The 18,658-nt window shown below is 65.9% G+C and carries 14 protein-coding genes; 8 read left to right on the forward strand and 6 right to left on the reverse strand.

The window, feature by feature from the left end:
• The 3 genes from BEK68_RS22465 to BEK68_RS22475 all read left to right on the forward strand — a co-directional run bounded on the left by BEK68_RS22465 (position 1) and on the right by BEK68_RS22475 (position 3,452).
• Positions 1-1,236: a 5-(carboxyamino)imidazole ribonucleotide synthase gene (locus BEK68_RS22465; protein ID WP_012434948.1), complete on the forward strand. Its 1,236-nt coding sequence runs from the start codon at positions 1-3 to the stop codon at positions 1,234-1,236.
• Positions 1,237-1,249: 13 nt separating this feature from the next.
• Positions 1,250-2,263, forward strand: coding sequence for an L-threonylcarbamoyladenylate synthase (locus BEK68_RS22470; protein ID WP_004636109.1), 1,014 nt, complete (start codon positions 1,250-1,252; stop codon positions 2,261-2,263).
• 145 nt (positions 2,264-2,408) lie between these two features.
• Complete coding sequence (locus BEK68_RS22475) at positions 2,409-3,452, forward strand: SGNH/GDSL hydrolase family protein (RefSeq protein ID WP_004636107.1); 1,044 nt, start codon at positions 2,409-2,411, stop codon at positions 3,450-3,452.
• 274 nt (positions 3,453-3,726) lie between these two features.
• On the opposite strand, the gene mobB is transcribed toward BEK68_RS22475, so the two are convergent.
• From mobB to BEK68_RS22495, 4 genes are all read right to left on the reverse strand, one after another.
• Positions 3,727-4,254 (reverse strand): molybdopterin-guanine dinucleotide biosynthesis protein B, encoded by a 528-nt coding sequence (gene mobB / locus BEK68_RS22480; RefSeq protein WP_004636105.1) that lies wholly within the window; start codon positions 4,252-4,254, stop codon positions 3,727-3,729.
• Complete coding sequence (dacB, locus tag BEK68_RS22485; RefSeq protein ID WP_012434949.1) at positions 4,251-5,789, reverse strand: D-alanyl-D-alanine carboxypeptidase/D-alanyl-D-alanine endopeptidase; 1,539 nt, start codon at positions 5,787-5,789, stop codon at positions 4,251-4,253. Before dacB ends, mobB begins: the two co-directional genes overlap by 4 nt.
• A 140-nt stretch (positions 5,790-5,929) precedes the next feature.
• Entirely contained in the window at positions 5,930-8,521 is a 2,592-nt protein-coding gene (gene ligD, locus BEK68_RS22490; protein WP_024541733.1) for a DNA ligase D, read from the reverse strand.
• 18 nt (positions 8,522-8,539) lie between these two features.
• Complete coding sequence (locus BEK68_RS22495) at positions 8,540-9,454, reverse strand: Ku protein (protein ID WP_012434951.1); 915 nt, start codon at positions 9,452-9,454, stop codon at positions 8,540-8,542.
• Positions 9,455-9,607: 153 nt separating this feature from the next.
• On the opposite strand from BEK68_RS22495, the gene BEK68_RS22500 reads away from it, so the two are divergent.
• From BEK68_RS22500 to BEK68_RS22510, 3 genes are all read left to right on the forward strand, one after another.
• Positions 9,608-10,792 (forward strand): MFS transporter, encoded by a 1,185-nt coding sequence (locus BEK68_RS22500; RefSeq protein ID WP_024541734.1) that lies wholly within the window; start codon positions 9,608-9,610, stop codon positions 10,790-10,792.
• A 207-nt stretch (positions 10,793-10,999) separates the two neighbouring features.
• The gene (locus BEK68_RS22505; protein ID WP_004636096.1) at positions 11,000-11,389 is read left to right on the forward strand and encodes a hypothetical protein; all 390 of its coding nucleotides are present in this window, start codon (positions 11,000-11,002) and stop codon (positions 11,387-11,389) included.
• 4 nt (positions 11,390-11,393) lie between these two features.
• Positions 11,394-12,224, forward strand: a complete 831-nt coding sequence (locus BEK68_RS22510; RefSeq protein WP_004636095.1) for a hypothetical protein — start codon at positions 11,394-11,396, stop codon at positions 12,222-12,224.
• On the opposite strand, the gene BEK68_RS22515 is transcribed toward BEK68_RS22510, so the two are convergent.
• Both BEK68_RS22515 and BEK68_RS22520 read right to left on the reverse strand, forming a co-directional pair.
• A complete protein-coding gene (locus BEK68_RS22515; RefSeq protein ID WP_012434953.1) occupies positions 12,214-13,002 on the reverse strand; it encodes a DUF1045 domain-containing protein in 789 nt (262 codons plus the stop codon). The two genes, BEK68_RS22510 and BEK68_RS22515, sit on opposite strands and share 11 nt — an antisense overlap.
• An 8-nt stretch (positions 13,003-13,010) precedes the next feature.
• Positions 13,011-14,186 (reverse strand): alpha-D-ribose 1-methylphosphonate 5-triphosphate diphosphatase, encoded by a 1,176-nt coding sequence (locus BEK68_RS22520; protein WP_012434954.1) that lies wholly within the window; start codon positions 14,184-14,186, stop codon positions 13,011-13,013.
• 170 nt (positions 14,187-14,356) lie between these two features.
• Between BEK68_RS22520 and BEK68_RS22525 the strand changes: the two genes are divergently transcribed.
• Together BEK68_RS22525 and BEK68_RS22530 are read left to right on the forward strand one after the other, a co-directional pair.
• Positions 14,357-17,080, forward strand: coding sequence for a sensor domain-containing protein (locus BEK68_RS22525; RefSeq protein WP_024541735.1), 2,724 nt, complete (start codon positions 14,357-14,359; stop codon positions 17,078-17,080).
• Positions 17,081-17,229: 149 nt separating this feature from the next.
• Positions 17,230-18,642: a methyl-accepting chemotaxis protein gene (locus tag BEK68_RS22530; RefSeq protein WP_012434955.1), complete on the forward strand. Its 1,413-nt coding sequence runs from the start codon at positions 17,230-17,232 to the stop codon at positions 18,640-18,642.
• The last annotated feature ends 16 nt before the right edge of the window (positions 18,643-18,658 follow it).

Raw genomic sequence — 18,658 nt, forward strand, 5'->3', positions numbered from 1 at the left:
ATGGCCGACGACCTGAACCCGCGCCTGGCGCAAGCCCACACCGCGGAATCCCGCGCGCTGAACGTTCCCAACGCGATCCTGCCCGATGCGTGGCTTGGCATGCTCGGCGGCGGCCAGCTCGGCCGCATGTTCACGCACGCCGCACAGGCGATGGGCTACAAGGTCTGCGTGCTCGATCCGGACCCGAACAGCCCCGCCGGCACCATCGCCGAGCGCCATCTGTGCGCTGGCTATACCGATGAAGCCGCTTTGGCCGAGATGGCTGCGCTGTGCCCCGCGGTGACCACCGAATTCGAGAACGTGCCGGCGCAAGCGCTGGACAAGCTTGAGCAACTCGGCGCGTTCGTGGCGCCGCGTGCCAATTGTGTGTCGATCGCGCAGAACCGCATCGCCGAGAAAAAATTCTTCGCGCTGTGCGCCGCACGCACGGGCATCCACCCCGCACCGAGCTGGGTGATCGAGCATGAAGCCGATATCGAGCAACTCCCCGCCGACCTGCTGCCCGGCATCCTGAAAATTGCCCGCATGGGGTACGACGGCAAGGGCCAGGCGCGTGTCTCGACGATTGAAGAGTTGCGCGCCGCCTGGGGCGCCATGCAGCACGTGCCGTGCGTGCTGGAGAAGATGCTGCCGCTGGCCTACGAGGTGTCCGTGCTGGCCGCGCGCGGTGCCGATGGCAGCACGGCCACCTGGCCGCTGGCCGAGAACGTGCACCGTGACGGCATCCTGTTCTCAACGATCATGCCGTCGCGCAGCGTGTCAGACGACATTGCCACGCGCACACGCGCCGCTGCCGCGATGATCGCCGAAGAGATGGGCTACGTCGGCGTGCTGTGCATCGAGTTCTTCGTGCTGCAGGACGGCTCGCTGGTGGCCAATGAAATGGCGCCGCGCCCGCACAACTCCGGTCACATCACCATGGATGTGTGCGAGACGAGCCAGTTCGAGCAACAGGTGCGCGCCATGGCCCGCCTGCCGCTGGGCAGCACGCGGCAGCACTCGCCGGGGCGCATGCTGAATGTGCTGGGCGACGTGTGGTTTGAGTACGGGCTGGAACGTACGCCCGCGTGGCACGAAGTGATGGGCCACAGCGGTGCGAAGGTCCACCTGTATGGCAAGGCCGATGCGCGGCCGGGCCGCAAGATGGGCCACGTGAACTGCGTCGGCACCTCGCCAGAAGTGGTGGACGAGGCGTTCCGCCACGCCGCGCACGTGCTCGGCCTGCAGTCCGACTAAAGACGAGCCGCCCATGCCGCATCGGACCACATCGCCCTACACCATGCCTTCCGCTGAGCGCCTCGATGAGGCCGCGCGCAGGCTGGAGGCAGGCGAGCTGGTCGCCTTTCCGACCGAGACCGTGTACGGCCTCGGCGCCGATGCCGAAAGCCCGTCGGCCATCGCCAAGATCTATGCGGCCAAGGGCCGACCCTCCAATCACCCCGTCATCGTGCACGTGGTGGATGGCGCCGATATTTCCTATTGGGCCGACGATGTGCCCGGCATCGCACTGCAACTCATCGAAGCCTTCTGGCCGGGACCGCTTACGCTGATCCTGAAACGTGCGCCGCACATTCCGGCCGCCGTGGCAGGCGGGCAGGACAGCATCGGGCTGCGTTGCCCGTCGCACCCGGTGGCGCAGGCGTTGCTCTCGCGCTTCAAGCGCGGACGCGGCGGCATTGCGGCGCCGTCGGCCAACAAGTTCGGCCAGGTCAGTCCGACCACCGCGCAGCACGTGCGGGACGAATTCGGTGATGCCGTCTTCGTGCTCGAAGGTGACGGCGTGGACGTGGGCATCGAATCGACCATCATCGATCTCTCGCGGCTGGATCAGGGCATTGGCCCCGTGCTGCTGCGCCCGGGCGCTATCACGCCCGAGGACATCGAGCGCGTGACCGGCGAACTGCCGGCGGCTCCCGATGCCGCTGCGCCGCGCGCTTCGGGCACGTTAAAGGCGCATTACGCGCCGCGCACGCCGTTGTATCTGCTGTCGGCCGCCGATGTGTCTGCACGCCTGGCTGCACTGCCTGCGGACAAACGCATCGTGTGGCTCGGTGCCCCCGTGGCACTGCGTGATGGCTGCGACCAGCGCGTCGCCCCCGCCACGCCCGCCGCTTATGCCAACGCGCTCTACGCGCTATTGCGTGAGCTCGATCGCGGCGGTTACGACGCCATCTGGGTGGAAACCCTAGCCGATACGCCCGCCTGGGCGGCTGTCAACGACCGCCTGCGTCGCGCGGCCGCCGCGTTCGAGACGGACCTCTAATTCTTACGGGCCGCGCGTTCGCCGTGTGCCCGGCAACCTCGCTACACTTGGGCGTTGTGTCGTTCCGCGTGCTTCAAACACGCACGGCGAGGTTACGCACCGCGGCACCACAGACCATAAAAATTCCACACGGGAGACAGACATCATGAAGTTCCGTCAATGGATGGGCGTCGTCGCATCGGCGACCCTGGCCTTGAGCCTGGCCGCTTGCGGCGGCGAAAGCGATCAGAGCGGCAATCCCAACGTCGCCAAAGTGCAGCGCATGGTGGTGTTCGGCGACAGCCTGAGCGATGCCGGCACCTACACGCCGGCAGCGGCTGCCGTGGGCGGCGGCAAGTTCACTACCAACCCTGGCCCGGTCTGGGCGGAAACGGTGGCGGCGCAACTCGGTGTGGCCCTTACGCCGGCCGTGATGGGTTATGCCAACTCGGTGCAGAACTGCCCAAAACCTGGTTGCTTCGACTACGCGCAAGGCGGTTCGCGCGTGACCGACCCGAACGGTATCGGCCACAACGGTGGCGCCGGGGCGCTCACGTATCCGGTCAAGCAGCAACTCGCCAACTTCTACGCGGCCAGCAACAACACGTTCAACGGCAACAACGACGTGGTGTTCGTCTTTGGCGGCAACAACGACATCTTCTATTGGGCCGCCGCCGTGGCGACCCCCAATTCGGGTGTGACGCCTGCCATCGCCACCGCTCAAGTTCAGCAGGCGGCGACTGATCTGGTCGGTTACGTCAAGGACATGGTCAGCAAGAACGCAACGCAGCTTTACGTGTTCAACCTGCCCGACAGCAGCCTGACGCCGCAAGGCGTGGCGGGCGGTGCGGCAGGTCAGGCGCTGCTGCATGCGCTGGTGGGCACGTTCAACACCACGCTGCAGGCTGGGCTTGCCGGTACCGGTGCCCGCGTGATCGACTTCAATTCGCAATTGACGGCCGTGATTCAGAACGGGGCGATGTTCGGCTTCAGCAATACCAGCGTGCCGGCTTGCGATGCGACCAAGATCAACGCACTCGTGCCGGGTGCTGGCGGCAGCTCGCTGTTCTGCTCCGCCAACACGTTGGTGACTGCAGGTGCAGACACGGCGTACCTGTTCGCCGACGGCGTGCACCCCACCACAGGTGGCCATCGCCTGATCTCCAGCAACGTGCTGCAACGCCTGCTGGCCGACGGTGTAACGCACTGACCAAGCACCACTGAGCAAAATAACGCCCGCGCGAAGCGGGCGTTCTTGTTTGCGGCGATGGTTTCTATTTGGCGTCGGCCGCTGGCAAGGTCACGCCAAGTGCGCTGGCGTGACCTCGACCACATCGCTCTGCGGCACGATGGCGAGGCGCAAAAAAAAACCGCGCCAAGCGGCGCGGCCGATAGACGGGACAGCATGTTGTTGGGAGGGGGCTGGCGAAAAACTGGATCACCCCATCATAGCCAATCCGCCTTGCCCACATGTTAAGAGTGCTTCATATGGCCGACTTGGCCAGTTGCTGTACGGCAAACCGGTACACCGCATCGACGTCGTTCAGATCCAGCACGGCCACGCCTTCGGGTGGTTGCACGGCGGCAGGCGAATCGGTGGCCACCGCCACTACGCCGCCGATCTCCGGCCAAAGCGGCTGGCGGCCGAGCGAAGGGCGGAAGACTTCAATCTTCGGAAACGTGCTGCGCTTGTAGCCTTCAACGATAACGAGGTCGGTGGCGGGCGAGAGCAGCGCCAGCACGTCGTCGAGTTCGGGCTCCAGCGCGTTGGCGTATTCGCGCATCAGCACAAGTCGTTCACCGCCTACGAGCACGACTTCGGCACTGCCGGCTTCGCGCATGCGGTGCGAATCCTTGCCGGGCGAATCGAGATCAAAGCCGTGATGCGTGTGCTTGATGGCCGCCACGCGGCGCCCGTCGTGCACGAAACGGGCGATGAGTTGCTCGACGAGCGTGGTCTTGCCGCTGCCCGACGTGCCGGTGATGCCCAGCAGTGACTTGCGTGAGCTCATCGCGGCGCGCCCTGGTAGATCCATTGCAGCAGTGCATCGTGCGCGGCTTGGCCGCCGCTGGCGTTCGGGTGGTTGATCATGCTGACCACCACGAAGCGCTGGCCGTCTTCGCCTTCCACATACCCGGCGATGGCGCGCACGCCGTTGAGTGTGCCGGTCTTGATCTCGGCATTGCCGGCCACCCCGGCCCGTGTCAGGCGATTGCGCATGGTGCCGTCCACGCCGACAACGGGTAGCGCATCGCGCAGCACGCCGCCGTTCGGGTTGGCGTCGGCCTGCTGCAGCAGGCGCCCCATGTTGCGTGCGCTGATGCGCTCGGTGCGTGACAGGCCCGAACCGTTCTCCAGCACCAGCTCCGGCATCGTGAGGTTCTGTTTGGCGAGCCAGCGGTTGATGACCTCGGTCGATTGCCGCACCGATGCGGGCTTGCGCCCGATTTCCGCGCCGATGGTGAGGAAGAGCTGGCGCGCCATCACGTTGTTCGAATATTTGTCGATGTCGTGCACGACTTCCGACAGCGGCGGGCCGTAGTGCGTGGCCAGCAGAACGGCCTGACGCGGTACCTTGCCTTCGCGCAAGCCCGGCGTGAAACGCGTCGTGCCACCGGCCTGCTGCCATAGCGCCAGGAAGCCACCCCAGATGAAGTCGGCATGCGTGAGCGCGGCGATATTGAAGACGCGTTCGCCGCACGCGGCGGCATAGCGGCCGTCGAAGCTGGCTATGACGTGGCCGTCGGTCTGCGTGGAGATGTTGGCGCCGGAGGTCGTCTTCCAGTCGCCGCAGCCGCCGCGCGTGGTGCGCAACTGGTTATCGATCTGCAACTGCGCCAGCGGCGGTGATACATCGATGTTGACCGCGCCGTTGCCGGCATCCGGCGAGAGCGTGAACGTGAGCGTCTTGAATGAATACAGCAGCGCGTCGGGCGCGACGTTGTAGGCACGCGCGCTGTCGCCGTCCAGCGGCGGTGCTTCCGACAGATCGCCCTCGAAGTAGGTGCGATCCAGCACGATGTTGCCCGCCAGTTCATCCACGCCGGCGCGGCGCACGTCGGTCACCAGCTTGACGAGCTCTTCGGGAATCAGCTTCGGATCGCCCTGGCCACGTAGGTACAGGTTGCCGTTGAGCGTGCCGTTGACCGGAGCGCTGTCGGCGTAGGCCGTGGTCTTCCAGCGAAAATCCGGGCCAAGCAGGTCCAGCCCCGCGAAGGTGGTCAGCAGCTTCATGGTCGACGCCGGGTTCATTCCGGCGTCGGCATTCCATTGCAGGATGGGCGTGGCGGTGCCGGTGCGGATCACGAACACGCTCACCGCATCCAGCGGGATATGCGCGCGCGCAAAAGCCAGCGCCACGTTGGCGGGCAACCCGGCAGGGTTGTGTGCAGCCTGGCGTGTTTGCGCGGCGGTGGTGCGCGGTGCCGCCTGGGTCTTGGCTTTCTTGGCGTGCGCCAGCGGCGAGGCCGCAATGGTCAAGAGCACGGCGCAGGCAAGCGCGCTGCGCGACAGGGTCAGCAAACGGGTCGGACGAATTCGGGCCATCGGCGGGGGGGCAGAGTGGGGCGCGCACACATGCGCCAAGTGCAGACGCAGGCATGTTAACGCAGTGGCCCCGCACTTCGGCCGACAAGCAATGGGGCGTTCACCGCCCAATTCTTTGAGAACCGCCGGTGTGTGACGGCTCAGTCATCGGCGCCAACGCGTTTGCGCATGTCGGCCGTGACCGATTGACGCGTACCGGCATAGGCGGCCCAAGGATCGCCCTTGAGCTTGGCGAGCCGTTCGGGCAGCGTGCGCAGCGTCCACTGGGCAGACGACTGCAGCCCTTCCAGCTCGTCATGGCGGATCGGCACGGACACTGGCAACCCCGTCCGCGCGCGCACCGAATAGGCGGCCACCGTGCTCGCACCGCGGTTGTTGCGCAGATAGTCGATGAAGATTTTTCCCACGCGGTTCTGCGGCCCCATCTTGGCGACAAAGCGGTCAGGGAAGGTCGCGGCCATGTGTTGCACCACGGCTTGCGCGAACGTTTTGAGCGTGTCCCAGCCAGCGGCTTCGCGGCGCGTGAGCGGCACCACCACGTGCATGCCATGCCCACCGCTGGTTTTCAGGAAGGCCTTCAGGCCGAGTTCATCAAGCATGGCCAGCATGAGCTGCGTGGCCTCGATCACGCGCGCGAAAGGCAGCGCCGGGTCCGGGTCGATATCGAAGACGATGCGGTCGGGTTGTTCGATGCGGTCGGCCAGCGCATTCCACGTGTGGAACTCCACCGTGCCCATCTGCACCGCGCCGACCAGGGCCTCGGCCGAGTTGATCGCAAGCAGCGACGGATGCCCCGGGTCGAGCGATGGGTCCAGCTGCGTGATGCCCTGCAGCTTGAGCGCGGCGGAATGCTTCTGGAAGAAGCGCTCGCCGTCGATGCCGTCGGGCGCGCGTACGAGCGATGTCGGGCGGTTGCGAAGATGCGGCAGCATCCATTCGGCCACACCGGCGTAATAGCGCGCCAGGTCCGCCTTGGTGGTGCCACTGGCTTTCTCGATCACGCGATCTGGATGCGTGACGTCCACATCGGCGATGCGTTCGGCACCGGGGCGCACCTTGCGTTCGGCAGCATTCACGGCGCGGGTCTCCTTGCGTGCGGCAGCGCTGGGCGGCTTGGCTTGTTCACGCACGATGTTGCGCGCGAGTTTGTCGTCACGCAAACCTTGGAACACGGCTTGCCGCACGATGCCTTCGCGCGTCCATTCGGCAAAGGCGATTTCCGCCACGCGTTCGGGCTTCACCCATTGCACGTCGCGCGCATCGCTGCCGGTGGGCGGGTTGGCGAAGGGCGGCGTGTCGACGGTCAGACCCGTCAGCTCGTGGTGCAAAGCGTGCAGACTCGTCTCGTTGAAGCCCGTGCCGACACGGCCCGCATAGCGCAGCTTGCCCGCGTCGTCATACACGCCGAGCAGCAGGGCACCGAAGCCGCTGCGGCTACCCTTGGGCGCACTGTACCCGCCGATCACGAATTCCTGCCGCTGCCCGCATTTGAGCTTGATCCAGGCAGGGCTGCGGCCGGCCCGGTACGGCGCATCGGCGCGCTTGCCGATCACCCCTTCGAGCGACATGCTGCACGCGGAAGACAGCAAGTCTTCGGGTGCCGCGTGAAATGTCCCTGAGAAGAGCACCGCTTCGCGGTCCAGGTTGCCCGGGGCGGCATCGAGAATGCGCTCAAGCAGCGCCCGCCGCTCGCGCAACGGCACACCGCGCAAGTCCATGCCGTTGCAGAACGGGATGTCGAACAGGTAGTAGGCAATGTGTTCGGCATGCGCGGTTTCGAAGGCGTTCTGCAGCGCCTGGAAGTCGGGCACGCCGCGCTCGCCCATCACCACGACTTCGCCGTCGAGCCACGCCTCGCGCAGGCCCAGCGCCTGCAGCGTGCGCGCCTGACGCGGCAGCTTGGCCGTCCAGTCGCGGCCGTTGCGGCTGAACAGGCGCACGGTGTTGCCGTCGATGCGCGCCAGGATGCGGTAGCCGTCGAACTTCACTTCGTAATTCCACTCGCCTTGCCTTGGCGGCGCATCGACGAGCGTGGCAAGCTGCGGCTCCAGCGTTTTCGGCAACGTGCCGGGCACGGCACCGGCGGGCGGCTGGACTTGTGCCGGATCGGCACGCTGGGTCTTGCGGCCATCGGCCTTAGCCTTCGGTTTTGCGCCGACGTTCTCTCCGGTGATCACGCTGGCGGGCAGCGCCTGTGTCACGTCGTAGTCGCTCGATGCGCGCACCTGGTCGTCGCGTTCCTTGATCAGCAGCCACTGTTCTTTCGGATGTCTGCCCGTGCCGTGCAAATGCGTGCGTACCAGCGCCCATGCACCATGCAGCTTCTCGCCATGGAGGTCGAATTTGAGCTTGCCGTCGCGATAGGCCTTGCGCGGATCGCCATGCGGGCGCCATGTCCCGCGGTCCCACACGATCACGTCGCCGCCGCCGTATTGTCCTTCGGGGATATGGCCTTCGAAATCCGCGTAGTCCAGCGGGTGGTCTTCAACATGTACCGCGAGGCGCTTGTCGGCGGGGTCCAGGCTCGGGCCCTTGGGGACGGCCCAGCTCTTGAGCGTGCCGTCGAGTTCCAGCCGGAAGTCGTAGTGCAGTCGCGTTGCGTCGTGCTTCTGGATCACGAAGTGCAGGGCGCCATGGTCACGCTGCTCGTCGGCTTTGCGGCGCGCGCCGGCGGGTTCCTGGGTCTGCGTGAAATCGCGCTTGCTGCGGTAGTCGGCGAGATGGCGTGGCACGGCGTCGGCTCCGTCGTGTTATGCGCGCTTGCGCGTGGTGGTCTTGCGCGCCGTCTTGGAGGCGGCTTTGCGGGGTGCCCGCTTGCGCGGGGCAGGCTCTTCCTGCGCTTTGTCGTTGGAGGCATCTTTGCCCTCGCCACGCTTGGCGAGGCTCTGGCGCAGCAGGTCGGTCAGGTCGATCACGTTGCCGGAGCGCGGTGCAGCGGTTTCGGCCTCCATCGGCTCGACGGACTCCGTGCGGCCTTCGCGCACCTTGCGATCGACCAATGCCAGGATGTCGTCGCGGAAGGTGTCGTGGTACTCGGCAGGGTCCCACGTGCCGCTCATGTCGTCGATCAGCTTTTCAGCCATGTCGATCTCCTTGGCCGTGAGCTTGGCGGCCTTGGCCCCTTCTTCTGGTACATCGAGTTCGGACCAGTCGCGCACTTCGTTGGACCAGCGCAGCGTATGCAGCACGAGCACAGGCCCCATCGGGATCAGTGCGGCCAGATGCTGCTTGGTGTGCAGCACGACGTTGGCGACGCCAATCTTCTGCGAGCGCGTCAATGCCTCGCGCAGCAGCGCGTAGACTTTTTCGCCGCGCCGGTCGGGCGCAAGAAAGTACGGCGTATCGAGATACAGAAACGGAATCTCCGCCGCATCCACGAAGGTCAGCAAATCGACCGTTTGCGTCGAGGCCGGGTTAGCGGCCCGGATGTCCTCGTCGGTCAGGATCACGTAGCGGTCTTTCTCGTAGGCATACCCGCGCACGATCTGCTCGCGCGGCACTTCTTTGCCGGTGGTCTTGTTGATGCGCTTGTAGCCGACGCGGTCCATGGTGCGGCGGTCGAGCCAGTCGAAGTCGAGGTCGTCGCTGCGGGTGGCCGGATACAGCGCGACGGGAATATGGACGAGGCCGAAGCTCACGGCGCCCTTCCAGATCACGCGGGGCATGGCAGGTCTCCCGATGCGGTGGTTGCGAGCGTGGTGACGCAAGCCGCATACCTGCCTGGCGCAGGGCGGCGTCATACGTTCATCAGCCGGGCGCGGTAGCATGATGGCTTTTCGGCGCGACGCCTGCGCCCGCGTTTTTCTCAGTTGTCCTTCATGCCTTCCGAATACGTCCAATCCGCCGGCGCCTTGCAGCCCCGCCGTCTTCCTCTGTCGGCGCGCGCAGCGACGATGGCGCTCTTTTTCGCCAACGGTGCAACGTTTGCGACGTGGGGCATCCACATTCCAACGGTGAAGGCGCGGTTCGGGCTGTCCGAGGCGTCGCTGTCGTTGGCGATGTTCATGGTGGCCGCGGGCGCCATCGTTGCGATGAAGTTTGCAGGCCAGTGGGCGGCGCGCGTCGGCACGCGGCGCGCAAGCGTCCAGGGCGGCGTGGCATTTGGTGTCATGACCGGGCTCCTCATGTTGATGCCGAGCTACCCGGCGCTGCTGGCCGTGCTGCTGCTGTTTGGCATCACCAATGCCGGTTTCGACGTGGCCATCAATGCGCAGGCCGCCACGGTAGAGGCGAATCACCACAAGCCGATCATCTCTTCGCTACACGGCATGTTCAGCCTGGGCGGAATGGCGGGCGCAGCGGTGGGCGGCGTGCTGCTGGAACTGGGCGTGCCGCCGGCCGTGCATTGCGGCGGCATGGCGCTCGTCACCATGGCGGCCGCCTTGTGTGCCGGCCCGTTCATGCTGCCCGATCACGTGCACGCAGAAGGCGAACCGGCACATCCGACCACGGGGCGCACGCTGTTCCTGCTCGGCGTGCTGGCCTTCCTGGGGCTGGTCGGCGAAGGCGCGATGTACGACTGGACGACCGTGTACATGCGCGAGATCGCGCAATCGCCCGAAGCCATTGCCAGCGCCGGGTACGCCGCGTTTTCGGGCGGGATGGCGCTCGCGCGCTTCAGCGGCGATCTCGCACGCGGGCGCTGGGGCAACAAGCATGTGCTTGGCGCCAGTGGCGTGCTGGCAACGGGCGGGATTTTGCTTGCACTGTTGTGGCCAGCACCGATGGCTGTCCTGACAGGCTTTGCGCTGATGGGCGTGGGCGCCGCCAACATGGTGCCGATCTTCTTCATCACCGCGTCCCGCCTGTCCGGCGTGCCGGCCGCCGAAGGCATTGCCGCCGTGGCGCGCTTTGCCTACGTGGGCTTGCTGATCGGTCCGGTCATCATCGGGTTGATTGCGCATCGCTCCGACCTGCGCTGGGGGCTGTCGGTGGTGGCGCTCACCATGGCGTTGATTGCCGTGATGGGCCCGCGTGCGATCCGCCAGCCGGAACGTCGCTGACTGAGCCACACTTCAGCACGTATCTGCCCAAAAAATATGCAGTTCCTGCGCGTTGACTTTCCTGTGCGCTTGCCATAGCGTACGACGAGGAGAGGGGGTTTCCCGGCGCCGTCGCCAACGTGCCAGTTGCGCAATGACATCGGGATGCGTTCAAAACGAGGCTGCGCTATCAGCCAGCCCAAACGACCCATAGGAAAGGAGCTTCAGATGCCGTACAAACGTCTTACCCTCGTGGCAGCGGTAGCTGTCGTGGCAGCCATCGGCACCGTAGCCCACGCGCAGACCGACCAGAAGAAGTTCGACCCCTACAGCCAAGGCGCAAAAGTCGGCGACAAGTTTGACCCGTACCAACAGGGTGCGAAGGCCGGCGACAAGTTCGACCCGTATTCGCAGGGCGCCAACAAGAACGACAGCACCGCCAGCGCGCTCAACCCCGGCGCCCAGCCGGCCAATGTCGAGAAGGGCAAGTACGACACGTACACCCAGGGCGCCAAGGCCGGTGAGAAGTTCGATCCATATAGCCAGGGTGCGAAGGCCGGTGGCAAGTTTGACCCGTACAGCGAGGGCGCCAACAAGAAGGACGCGCCCAAGCAGTAAGCCCATGCTCAATGGGTTCATGAAGACGCTGATGCATCACCCGATGCATCGGCGTTTTTCTTTATGGAACGCCGCCGCAGCCGTGGCGGCGATTGCATTGGCGTGGCCTGTGCATGCAGCGGGGCTGTGCTCCGCGCCATGGGTGCACGACGGTAGCCGCGTGCGCCTGGACGGCAACGGCGAGACGCCGATGATCGTCGAGTTCACGCTCCACGATGTCAGCCGCGACATGCAGGACGGCTGCGAGATCGGCCTGCACATCTACGCCAAATCGGGCCTCGTAGCGCTGGGCGGCCGGCCGATCGAGACGGTGCAGGAGCACCAGCTGCTGGTGGACGAAGCCGGCGTGGTCACACGCATCGTCAGCATCAATGGCCGCGTGTTTGCGCAAAGCGAACATGCCGATCTGGTCGGCACCGTGAGCACGGCCATCTCGGGCATGTTCCTGTACGGCGCCGGCTTGGCGCCCGAAGCCCAGATGCTGCCGGGCGATACGTATGAATCGAGCTTCGACTTCGATGTGGTGTCGCCGCGGCTGGGGATCTCTGTGGGGCGCATGCGGGCCGAGCGCGCCAAGGTGGAGGTGTCGGAGCGGGAGGTCGGGCCACCGCAGCCGATGAACACCGTGGTCGGCCAGTTGCAGTGCCGGCCGATCCGCTACACGCGCACCGCGCGCCTCGGGGTGCTGCGGCTGGGCAATGAAACGCTCGAGCCTGACCCCACTGTTGCCCACATCACTGATTGGTATTGCCCCGAAGCGGCCGTCGTGATGCGCCAGGAGGTTGAGCAGCACGGCCAGACGCAGGTGATCGACGTGGTCGAACTCAAGCGCTAAGCGCGCTCTGCGCAGCGTCGAAGTCTTCGGTGCTGCCATCAAACCGGTACACACGTGCCACCGTGAACGGTGCTTCCGGGGCAGCTTGCGAGAACAAGGCAATGTGGTCGATGGGCATGGCGGCTGGCAGCACCATGCGCGTGGCTTCCAGTGCGCGATAGCACGCGAGCTGCTCGGCATGGTCGAGCCGGCCGGTCAGCGTGACGTGGAACGTGAACGTATCAAACACATACGGATAACCCCAGCGCTGAAGATGGCGCTCCTGCGCATCTGACAGGCCGGTGCGGCGGCGGCGCGCGAGTTCAGTGGGGGGTGGGGGTGCGCGGAAGGCGTCGAACTCGCCGACGCACGCGTCGGCGAACTGGTGGAGCGTGTCGCGGGCGGGATCGCCATGACGCAGCCTCCAAGCCAAGAAGCCGCGCAGCGTCTGCAAGGCGGGCTCGATCGCAAAGGCTTGCTGCTGCTGTGCAAAGCGGCGCAGCGCGGCGTCCAGCTCATCGACGGTGCGATCGGTTGCCAGGCGGAACGGCGGCTTGAACGTGGCGTGCAGGCCGTACTGACGCGGCGCTTCGGTCCAGCGGTCGAGCGTGGCGAGATCGATGCCGGCTTCACAGGCAAACGCTTCGCGCTGATCTGCGGAGATGGCGGTGTTGGTGCGCGCGCAGCGGCCGAGCCACCGTGTGCCCAGCCCGTACCACGGCTCGGGCGGCAGCAGGTAGAGCGCGTATCGCCAGGCCGCCGGTATCGATGACGATAAGGGTGCCCGCGCCTGCTCCATGGTGTTGTTCAGCCGATCAGCGGCAATTGGCCCGCGGCATGGCGCAGCCGTCCGCCCACCACGGCCGCCACCACGCGCGGCAGGCCGGGGCGGCGGTCATCCACCACGATGGCATCGGCGCGCAGCCCAGGCGCGAGTACGCCGCGATCCGTCAGTCCTGCGGCTTCTGCCGGGTTGGCCGCCACCAGCGCCCAGGCCTCGGCCAGTGGCACCACGCCGCGCTCGGCGAGCTTGAACGGAGCTGCCAGCAGGGCCGGGTAGTAATAGTCGGAAGCCAGCACGGTGCCCAGGCCCGCCGCCACCATGGCCGACGCATTCGGTGCGCCATGGTGGCTGCCGCCGCGTACCACGTTGGGCGCACCGAAGACGATATGTCCGCCATGCGCGCGCGCTGCCTGCGCAACATCCTCGGTCAACGGAAATTCAGTGACGGTGCAGCCGTGCGCGTGGAACGTGTTGCGCGTGGCAATGTCGGGTTCGTCGTGTGAAGCCATGCAGATGCCGCGTTGCTGCGCCGCCCGCGCGAGCGTGCCCGTCACCTCGGCGAGCCTCGTGGCGTTGACTGCGGCGGCATGCAGACGCGAGAGGAACGTGTCGATGTCGCACTCGGCGCGATCGGCGTACTGTGCGAGCTTGCGTGCGTCGCCCAGCTTGTCGCGCATCATCGGCAGGTGATCGTTGAACGACAGGAAGTGCACGCGCCCGGCATCCATCCAGGCGAGCGCATCGGCAACGCCATCGGCGTGATGCAATTCGAAGCGCAAGTGCATCAAATGCTGTGCCCCCAAGTGCGGGCGCATGGCATCGAGCGTGTCGAGCATGCGCACGGCGTAGGCGCGGCCACGCAGGCCGCCCTCCCAGGAATACGTGACGCCGTGGAATTCGGTGGTGATGCCGCAGGCCAGCAATTGGCCGTCAACGTCGGCCAGCGCGGTCTCGTAGGGAAAGGCCACACCGGGTCGCGGCATGACGGCGCGTTCGAAGGCATCGCCGTGCAGGTCGACGATGCCGGGCAGGACGAGCAGGTCGCCGCAGTCGATCATCCCGCGCGTCGGGTTCCCGTCACACGCAGCGATCTGCCCGTCGCGAAATTGCACAGCAGCTTCCGCCAGCCCTTCGGCGAGCAGGGTGCGTCGCGAAATCAGGCCGGCCACGTGGCCGACGGAAGACGAAAACGATTGCATAACGCCAAGGTGCGAACAGTTGTGCAGGAACGTCGTGCGGGCATTGTGCCGCAACTGACGTGCCGCTTGACCGCATATCGGCCATTTGCCCCACCCTGAAGGGGGGAGAGGCAGCCAAACGCCTTAACTTTCCCGACACGATGGTCGATATCTTGAAAAAGAACCCAGATATGGACGCCACCTCTGCTGAGCGGCCTGACCGTCCTGGACCGGATGTGATCGACCAGGACAGCCGCAGGCCGCTGCCGCTCGCTGATGACCGCTACGAGGCGCTCGTCCGGCAAATGCCGGATGCGCTGTACATCGTGGCGGACGACATTATCGTTTTCGTCAACGAGGCGGGCGTTCGCCTGTTTGGCGCGCAGACGGCACGCGACATCGTGGGCCATGAGCTGGACGAGTTCGTGCACGACAACTCGATGCACCTCGCCCGCCAGCGCCGGGAGTGGATGGTCTCGCACGGTGCAGGCTTGCCCCCGGTCGAGCAGACCTTGCTGCGCTGCGATGGCACACCAGTGGAGGTCGAGGTGCTTTCCGCGCCGGTGCAGCTTGGCTGGCGCACCGCCATCCAGGTGGTGGCACGCGACATCACCCAGCGCAAGCAGGCCGAACAGGCCCTGCGGGAATCCGAAGCCAATTACCGTGCACTGGCCGCCGAAACCGCACGCGCCAAGGAATTGCTGCGCTGCGAAAAGACCGTGCTCGAACTCAGCTCGCGCAATGTGCCGTTGCCCGACCTGCTGGCCGAGGTGTGCCGGCTGGTGGAGGCCCTGCTCGACGATGGCGCCATGTGCTCGGTCCTGCTCAGTGCTGATGGCGAGCACATCACGCAAGCCGTGGCACCGTCGCTGCCTTGCACGCTCTCCCAGGTGCTGGTTGGGATCGCGATCGGCCCTTCGGTCGGTTCATGCGGCACGGCCATGTTCCTGAACAAGACCGTGGTGGTGGAAGACATCGACGCCGACCCGCTCTGGGACGGCTACCGCGACATCGTTGCGCCGCTCGGCCTGCGCGCGTGCTGGTCGACGCCCATCCGCGGCGACAACGCGCAGATGATCGGCGCGATGGGCATCTACTACGACACCCCGCGTGCGCCCACGCGCGATGCCATGGGGCTGCTCGACGGTATTACCGACATCATCGGTGTGGCCGTGCAGAAGGCGCATATCGCGCGCGATCTGAGGGAGAGCGAAGAACGCTATCGCCTCGCCGTCGACAACCTGACCGAAGGCATCGTCGTGCAGACGGCCGACGGCACCATCCTCGCCTGCAACCCGAGCGCGCGGCGCATTCTCCGGGCGGGCAGCGTGTCGCCGGTGGGCACCAGCCACCTGGCGCTGATGCGGCGCTCGTTGCGCGAAGACGGCAGCGAGATCCCGGTCAACGAGCGCCCCACGCGCGTGGTGCTGGCCACCGGCCGGCCGCTGCTGGGCTTGACTGTTGGCCTGGAACTGGTTGACGGCGATGTGGTGTGGGTGCACGAAAACGTGCTGCCCATCGTGCGCCCTGGCGACAATACCCCCTCAGCCGTGCTGATCTCGTTCAACGATATCGGGCCGGCCCGCGCGGCCCAGCAGCAGCTCACTTTCCTCGCGCAGCGTGATGCGCTCACCGGCTTGTACAACCGCGCGTACTTCTCGCAGCGGATGCAGGCGGTGATGGAGCAGGCCGCCAGCCAGGCCAACGAGGGGCATCAGGTCGCCGTGCTGTTCCTCGATCTGGATGGCTTCAAGAAGGTGAACGACACGGCTGGCCACGAAGCGGGCGACCACCTGCTGCGCATCGTCGCGCAACGGCTGTCGGCCTGCGTGCGCCAGAGCGATACGCTGGCGCGCCTCGGCGGCGATGAGTTCGTCGTGCTGCTCGACAATGTGCGCTCGTTGGGGGAAGCGGAGCGCTTGGCCAAGCGCATCGTCCATTCGATCGCGCAGCCGTTCTCGACCAGCGGCACGGAGTACTACCTGGGCGCGTCGATCGGCATCGCGCTGTACCCGGAGCACGGCAACGACGCCGCCACGCTGCTGCGCTGTGCGGATGCCGCCATGTACAACGCCAAGCAGAACGGCCGCAACCAGCATCGCGTGTACACCGCGCGCCTGTCGCAGCGGGCGCAGCGGCGCTTCCAGCTGGAATACCACCTGCGCCGCGCGCTGACGGCGGGCGAGCTGTCGTTGCGCTTCCAGCCTATCGTCGACGCCACATCGATGGACATCGTTGGCGCTGAAGTGCTGCTGCGGTGGCACAGCACCGAACTGGGCGAGGTGTCCCCCGCCGAGTTCATTCCCGTGGCGGAAGACGCCGGGCTTATCGGCGACATCGGCGAATGGGTGCTGGCGCAGGCGTGCCGCCAGGCTGCGCATTGGCGCGCCACCTGCATGCCGGAGTTCTTCGTGGCCGTGAACCTGTCGCCGCGCCAGTTTGGCGAGGGACTGGTGCCGACCATCTCGCGCTGCCTGACCGAAGCTGGATTGCCCGCCAGCGCGCTGGAAATGGAGATCACCGAAGGCCTGCTCATGCGCGACACGGCCGCAGTGATGCCGATGCTCGATGCGCTCACGGCCCTGGGCATTCGCATCTCGATCGATGATTTCGGCACGGGCTATTCGTCACTGTCGTATCTGCAACGCTTCCCGATCGACAACCTGAAGGTGGATCGCTCGTTCGTCTCGGGCATTCCGCGCCATCGCGATTCGGTGGTGATCTCGCGTGCCGTGGTCGCGATGGCCGCGTCGCTGGACATGACCGTCACGGCAGAGGGTGTCGAGACGCTGGAGCAGGCCGAGTTCCTGCAAGCCGCGGGGTGCGACAAGTTGCAGGGCTTCCTGTTCGGCCCCCCGATGACGGCTGCCGCCTACGAGTCACGGCTGCGCCGCGACCGTTCCGCGCGGGCCTAGTGCAGCGCAAGGTGCATGTAATGCCCGCGTAAGTCAGGGCGGGTAGCGTCGCTCAAGCGCGCTTCGCACGTGCCGATACCCCCCTTAGAGGGCCGCTTCGCCATCAGCGCGAGGGCGCACACAACAACGACAATTGGAGACAACCGCACGTGAAGCCATTCGCCTGGGGCCGCGGCCCGAAAGCCTCTCCCGACCTTGTTGCCCGTATTGCCGAAGAGGCCGGCCGCGTCGGCATGGGCATCTGCGAGGTCTCCGGCAACGTGGAAGACGTGGCCGTGCGCCTGCGCCGGCAGGCCGACGTGTTCGATCAGTTGCGCAACGCGGCCGATGTCACCATGCGCGGCAATCACGATATCGCCGTAGCGGCGCAGCACGCGCGCAAAGTCGCATCGCATGCCAGCGAAGAGGTGAGCGGCTCGCGCGAAACGGTCGATGCATCGCTGCGCGACATTCGCGAGTTGGCCGTTGGTGTGGCGAGCATGGAACAGCAGATTGCTGCACTGCGTGAAGCGCTGATCCAGGTGGCGCAGGCGTCCGAGCAGATTTCGCAGATTGCCAGGCAGACCAATCTGCTGGCAATCAACGCCGCCATTGAAGCGGCGCGCGCGGGGGAATCGGGCCGCAGCTTTGCAGTGGTTGCGGGCGCAGTGAAGCAGCTCGCTGGACAGACCGCCGAAGCAACCCAGCGTATCGAAACCACCTTGGCGGATTTGTCTGGCCAGACCGACAAGCTGATCGGCGACAGCAGTGCAAACGTTGCGCGCGCCCAGCGTGTGGATGCCGGCACGCAGGCCATTGGCGCGGTGATTGGCGTGGCGGGCGAGGCCATTGCGCGCTTCGATGTCGAGGCGACCAGCATTGCGGAATCCACTGCGGCCATCGAAGACGAATGCGCGTCGCTCGCGCGTGAGGTGGAGGCGATGGCTGAGGGTGTGAAGCAATCGAGCCACAACATCGACAACGCGCAACGGCAGCTTTCGGGGTTGCTGGGGGCGTCGGAAACGCTGATCCGGTTGACGGCCTCAACGGGTGTGCAGAGTGCCGATACGCCGTTCATCGAAGCGGTGCAGACCGCCGCCGGCAAGATCAGCGCATTGTTTGAATCGGCGCTGGCGCGCGGCGATATCAATGAGGGCGATTTGTTCGACCGCACCTATGCGCCTGTGCCGAATACCGACCCGCCGCAGCATATGACGCGGTTCACGACGTTCACGGACCGTGTGTTGCCTGCGGTACAGGAGCCGTTGCTCCAGTTGGATCCACGCGTGGTGTTTTGTGCGGCGGTCGACACCAACGGCTACCTTCCGACGCACAACCTGAAGTTCTCGCAGCCGCAGGGGAGTGATCCGGTCTTGAATGCGGCCAACAGCCGCAACCGCCGGCTGTTCACCGATCGCACGGGGCTGGGGGCCGCGCGCAATACTGAGGCATTTTTGTTGCAGACGTATCGTCGCGATATGGGCAACGGGACGTTTGCGATGATGAAGGATGTGTCGGCGCCGATTTACGTCAAGGGCCGTCACTGGGGTGGTTTCCGGATGGGCTACAAGGTGGCCGGTTAAGGTCCGTAACGCCGGG

The organism is Ralstonia pickettii (assembly GCF_001699815.1).
GTDB classification, from domain to species: Bacteria; Pseudomonadota; Gammaproteobacteria; order Burkholderiales; family Burkholderiaceae; genus Ralstonia; species Ralstonia thomasii.

What these genes read in the sequence shown, in the direction of transcription:
- BEK68_RS22465 (WP_012434948.1), top strand. Translation starts at nt 1, where the DNA reads ATGGCCGACGACCTGAACCCGCGCCTGGCGCAAGCCCACACCGCGGAA.
- BEK68_RS22470 (WP_004636109.1), top strand. Translation starts at nt 1,250, where the DNA reads ATGCCGCATCGGACCACATCGCCCTACACCATGCCTTCCGCTGAGCGC.
- BEK68_RS22475 (WP_004636107.1), top strand. Translation starts at nt 2,409, where the DNA reads ATGAAGTTCCGTCAATGGATGGGCGTCGTCGCATCGGCGACCCTGGCC.
- mobB (WP_004636105.1), bottom strand. Translation starts at nt 4,254, where the DNA reads ATGAGCTCACGCAAGTCACTGCTGGGCATCACCGGCACGTCGGGCAGC.
- dacB (WP_012434949.1), bottom strand. Translation starts at nt 5,789, where the DNA reads ATGGCCCGAATTCGTCCGACCCGTTTGCTGACCCTGTCGCGCAGCGCG.
- BEK68_RS22495 (WP_012434951.1), bottom strand. Translation starts at nt 9,454, where the DNA reads ATGCCCCGCGTGATCTGGAAGGGCGCCGTGAGCTTCGGCCTCGTCCAT.
- BEK68_RS22500 (WP_024541734.1), top strand. Translation starts at nt 9,608, where the DNA reads ATGCCTTCCGAATACGTCCAATCCGCCGGCGCCTTGCAGCCCCGCCGT.
- BEK68_RS22505 (WP_004636096.1), top strand. Translation starts at nt 11,000, where the DNA reads ATGCCGTACAAACGTCTTACCCTCGTGGCAGCGGTAGCTGTCGTGGCA.
- BEK68_RS22510 (WP_004636095.1), top strand. Translation starts at nt 11,394, where the DNA reads ATGCTCAATGGGTTCATGAAGACGCTGATGCATCACCCGATGCATCGG.
- BEK68_RS22515 (WP_012434953.1), bottom strand. Translation starts at nt 13,002, where the DNA reads ATGGAGCAGGCGCGGGCACCCTTATCGTCATCGATACCGGCGGCCTGG.
- BEK68_RS22520 (WP_012434954.1), bottom strand. Translation starts at nt 14,186, where the DNA reads ATGCAATCGTTTTCGTCTTCCGTCGGCCACGTGGCCGGCCTGATTTCG.
- BEK68_RS22525 (WP_024541735.1), top strand. Translation starts at nt 14,357, where the DNA reads ATGGACGCCACCTCTGCTGAGCGGCCTGACCGTCCTGGACCGGATGTG.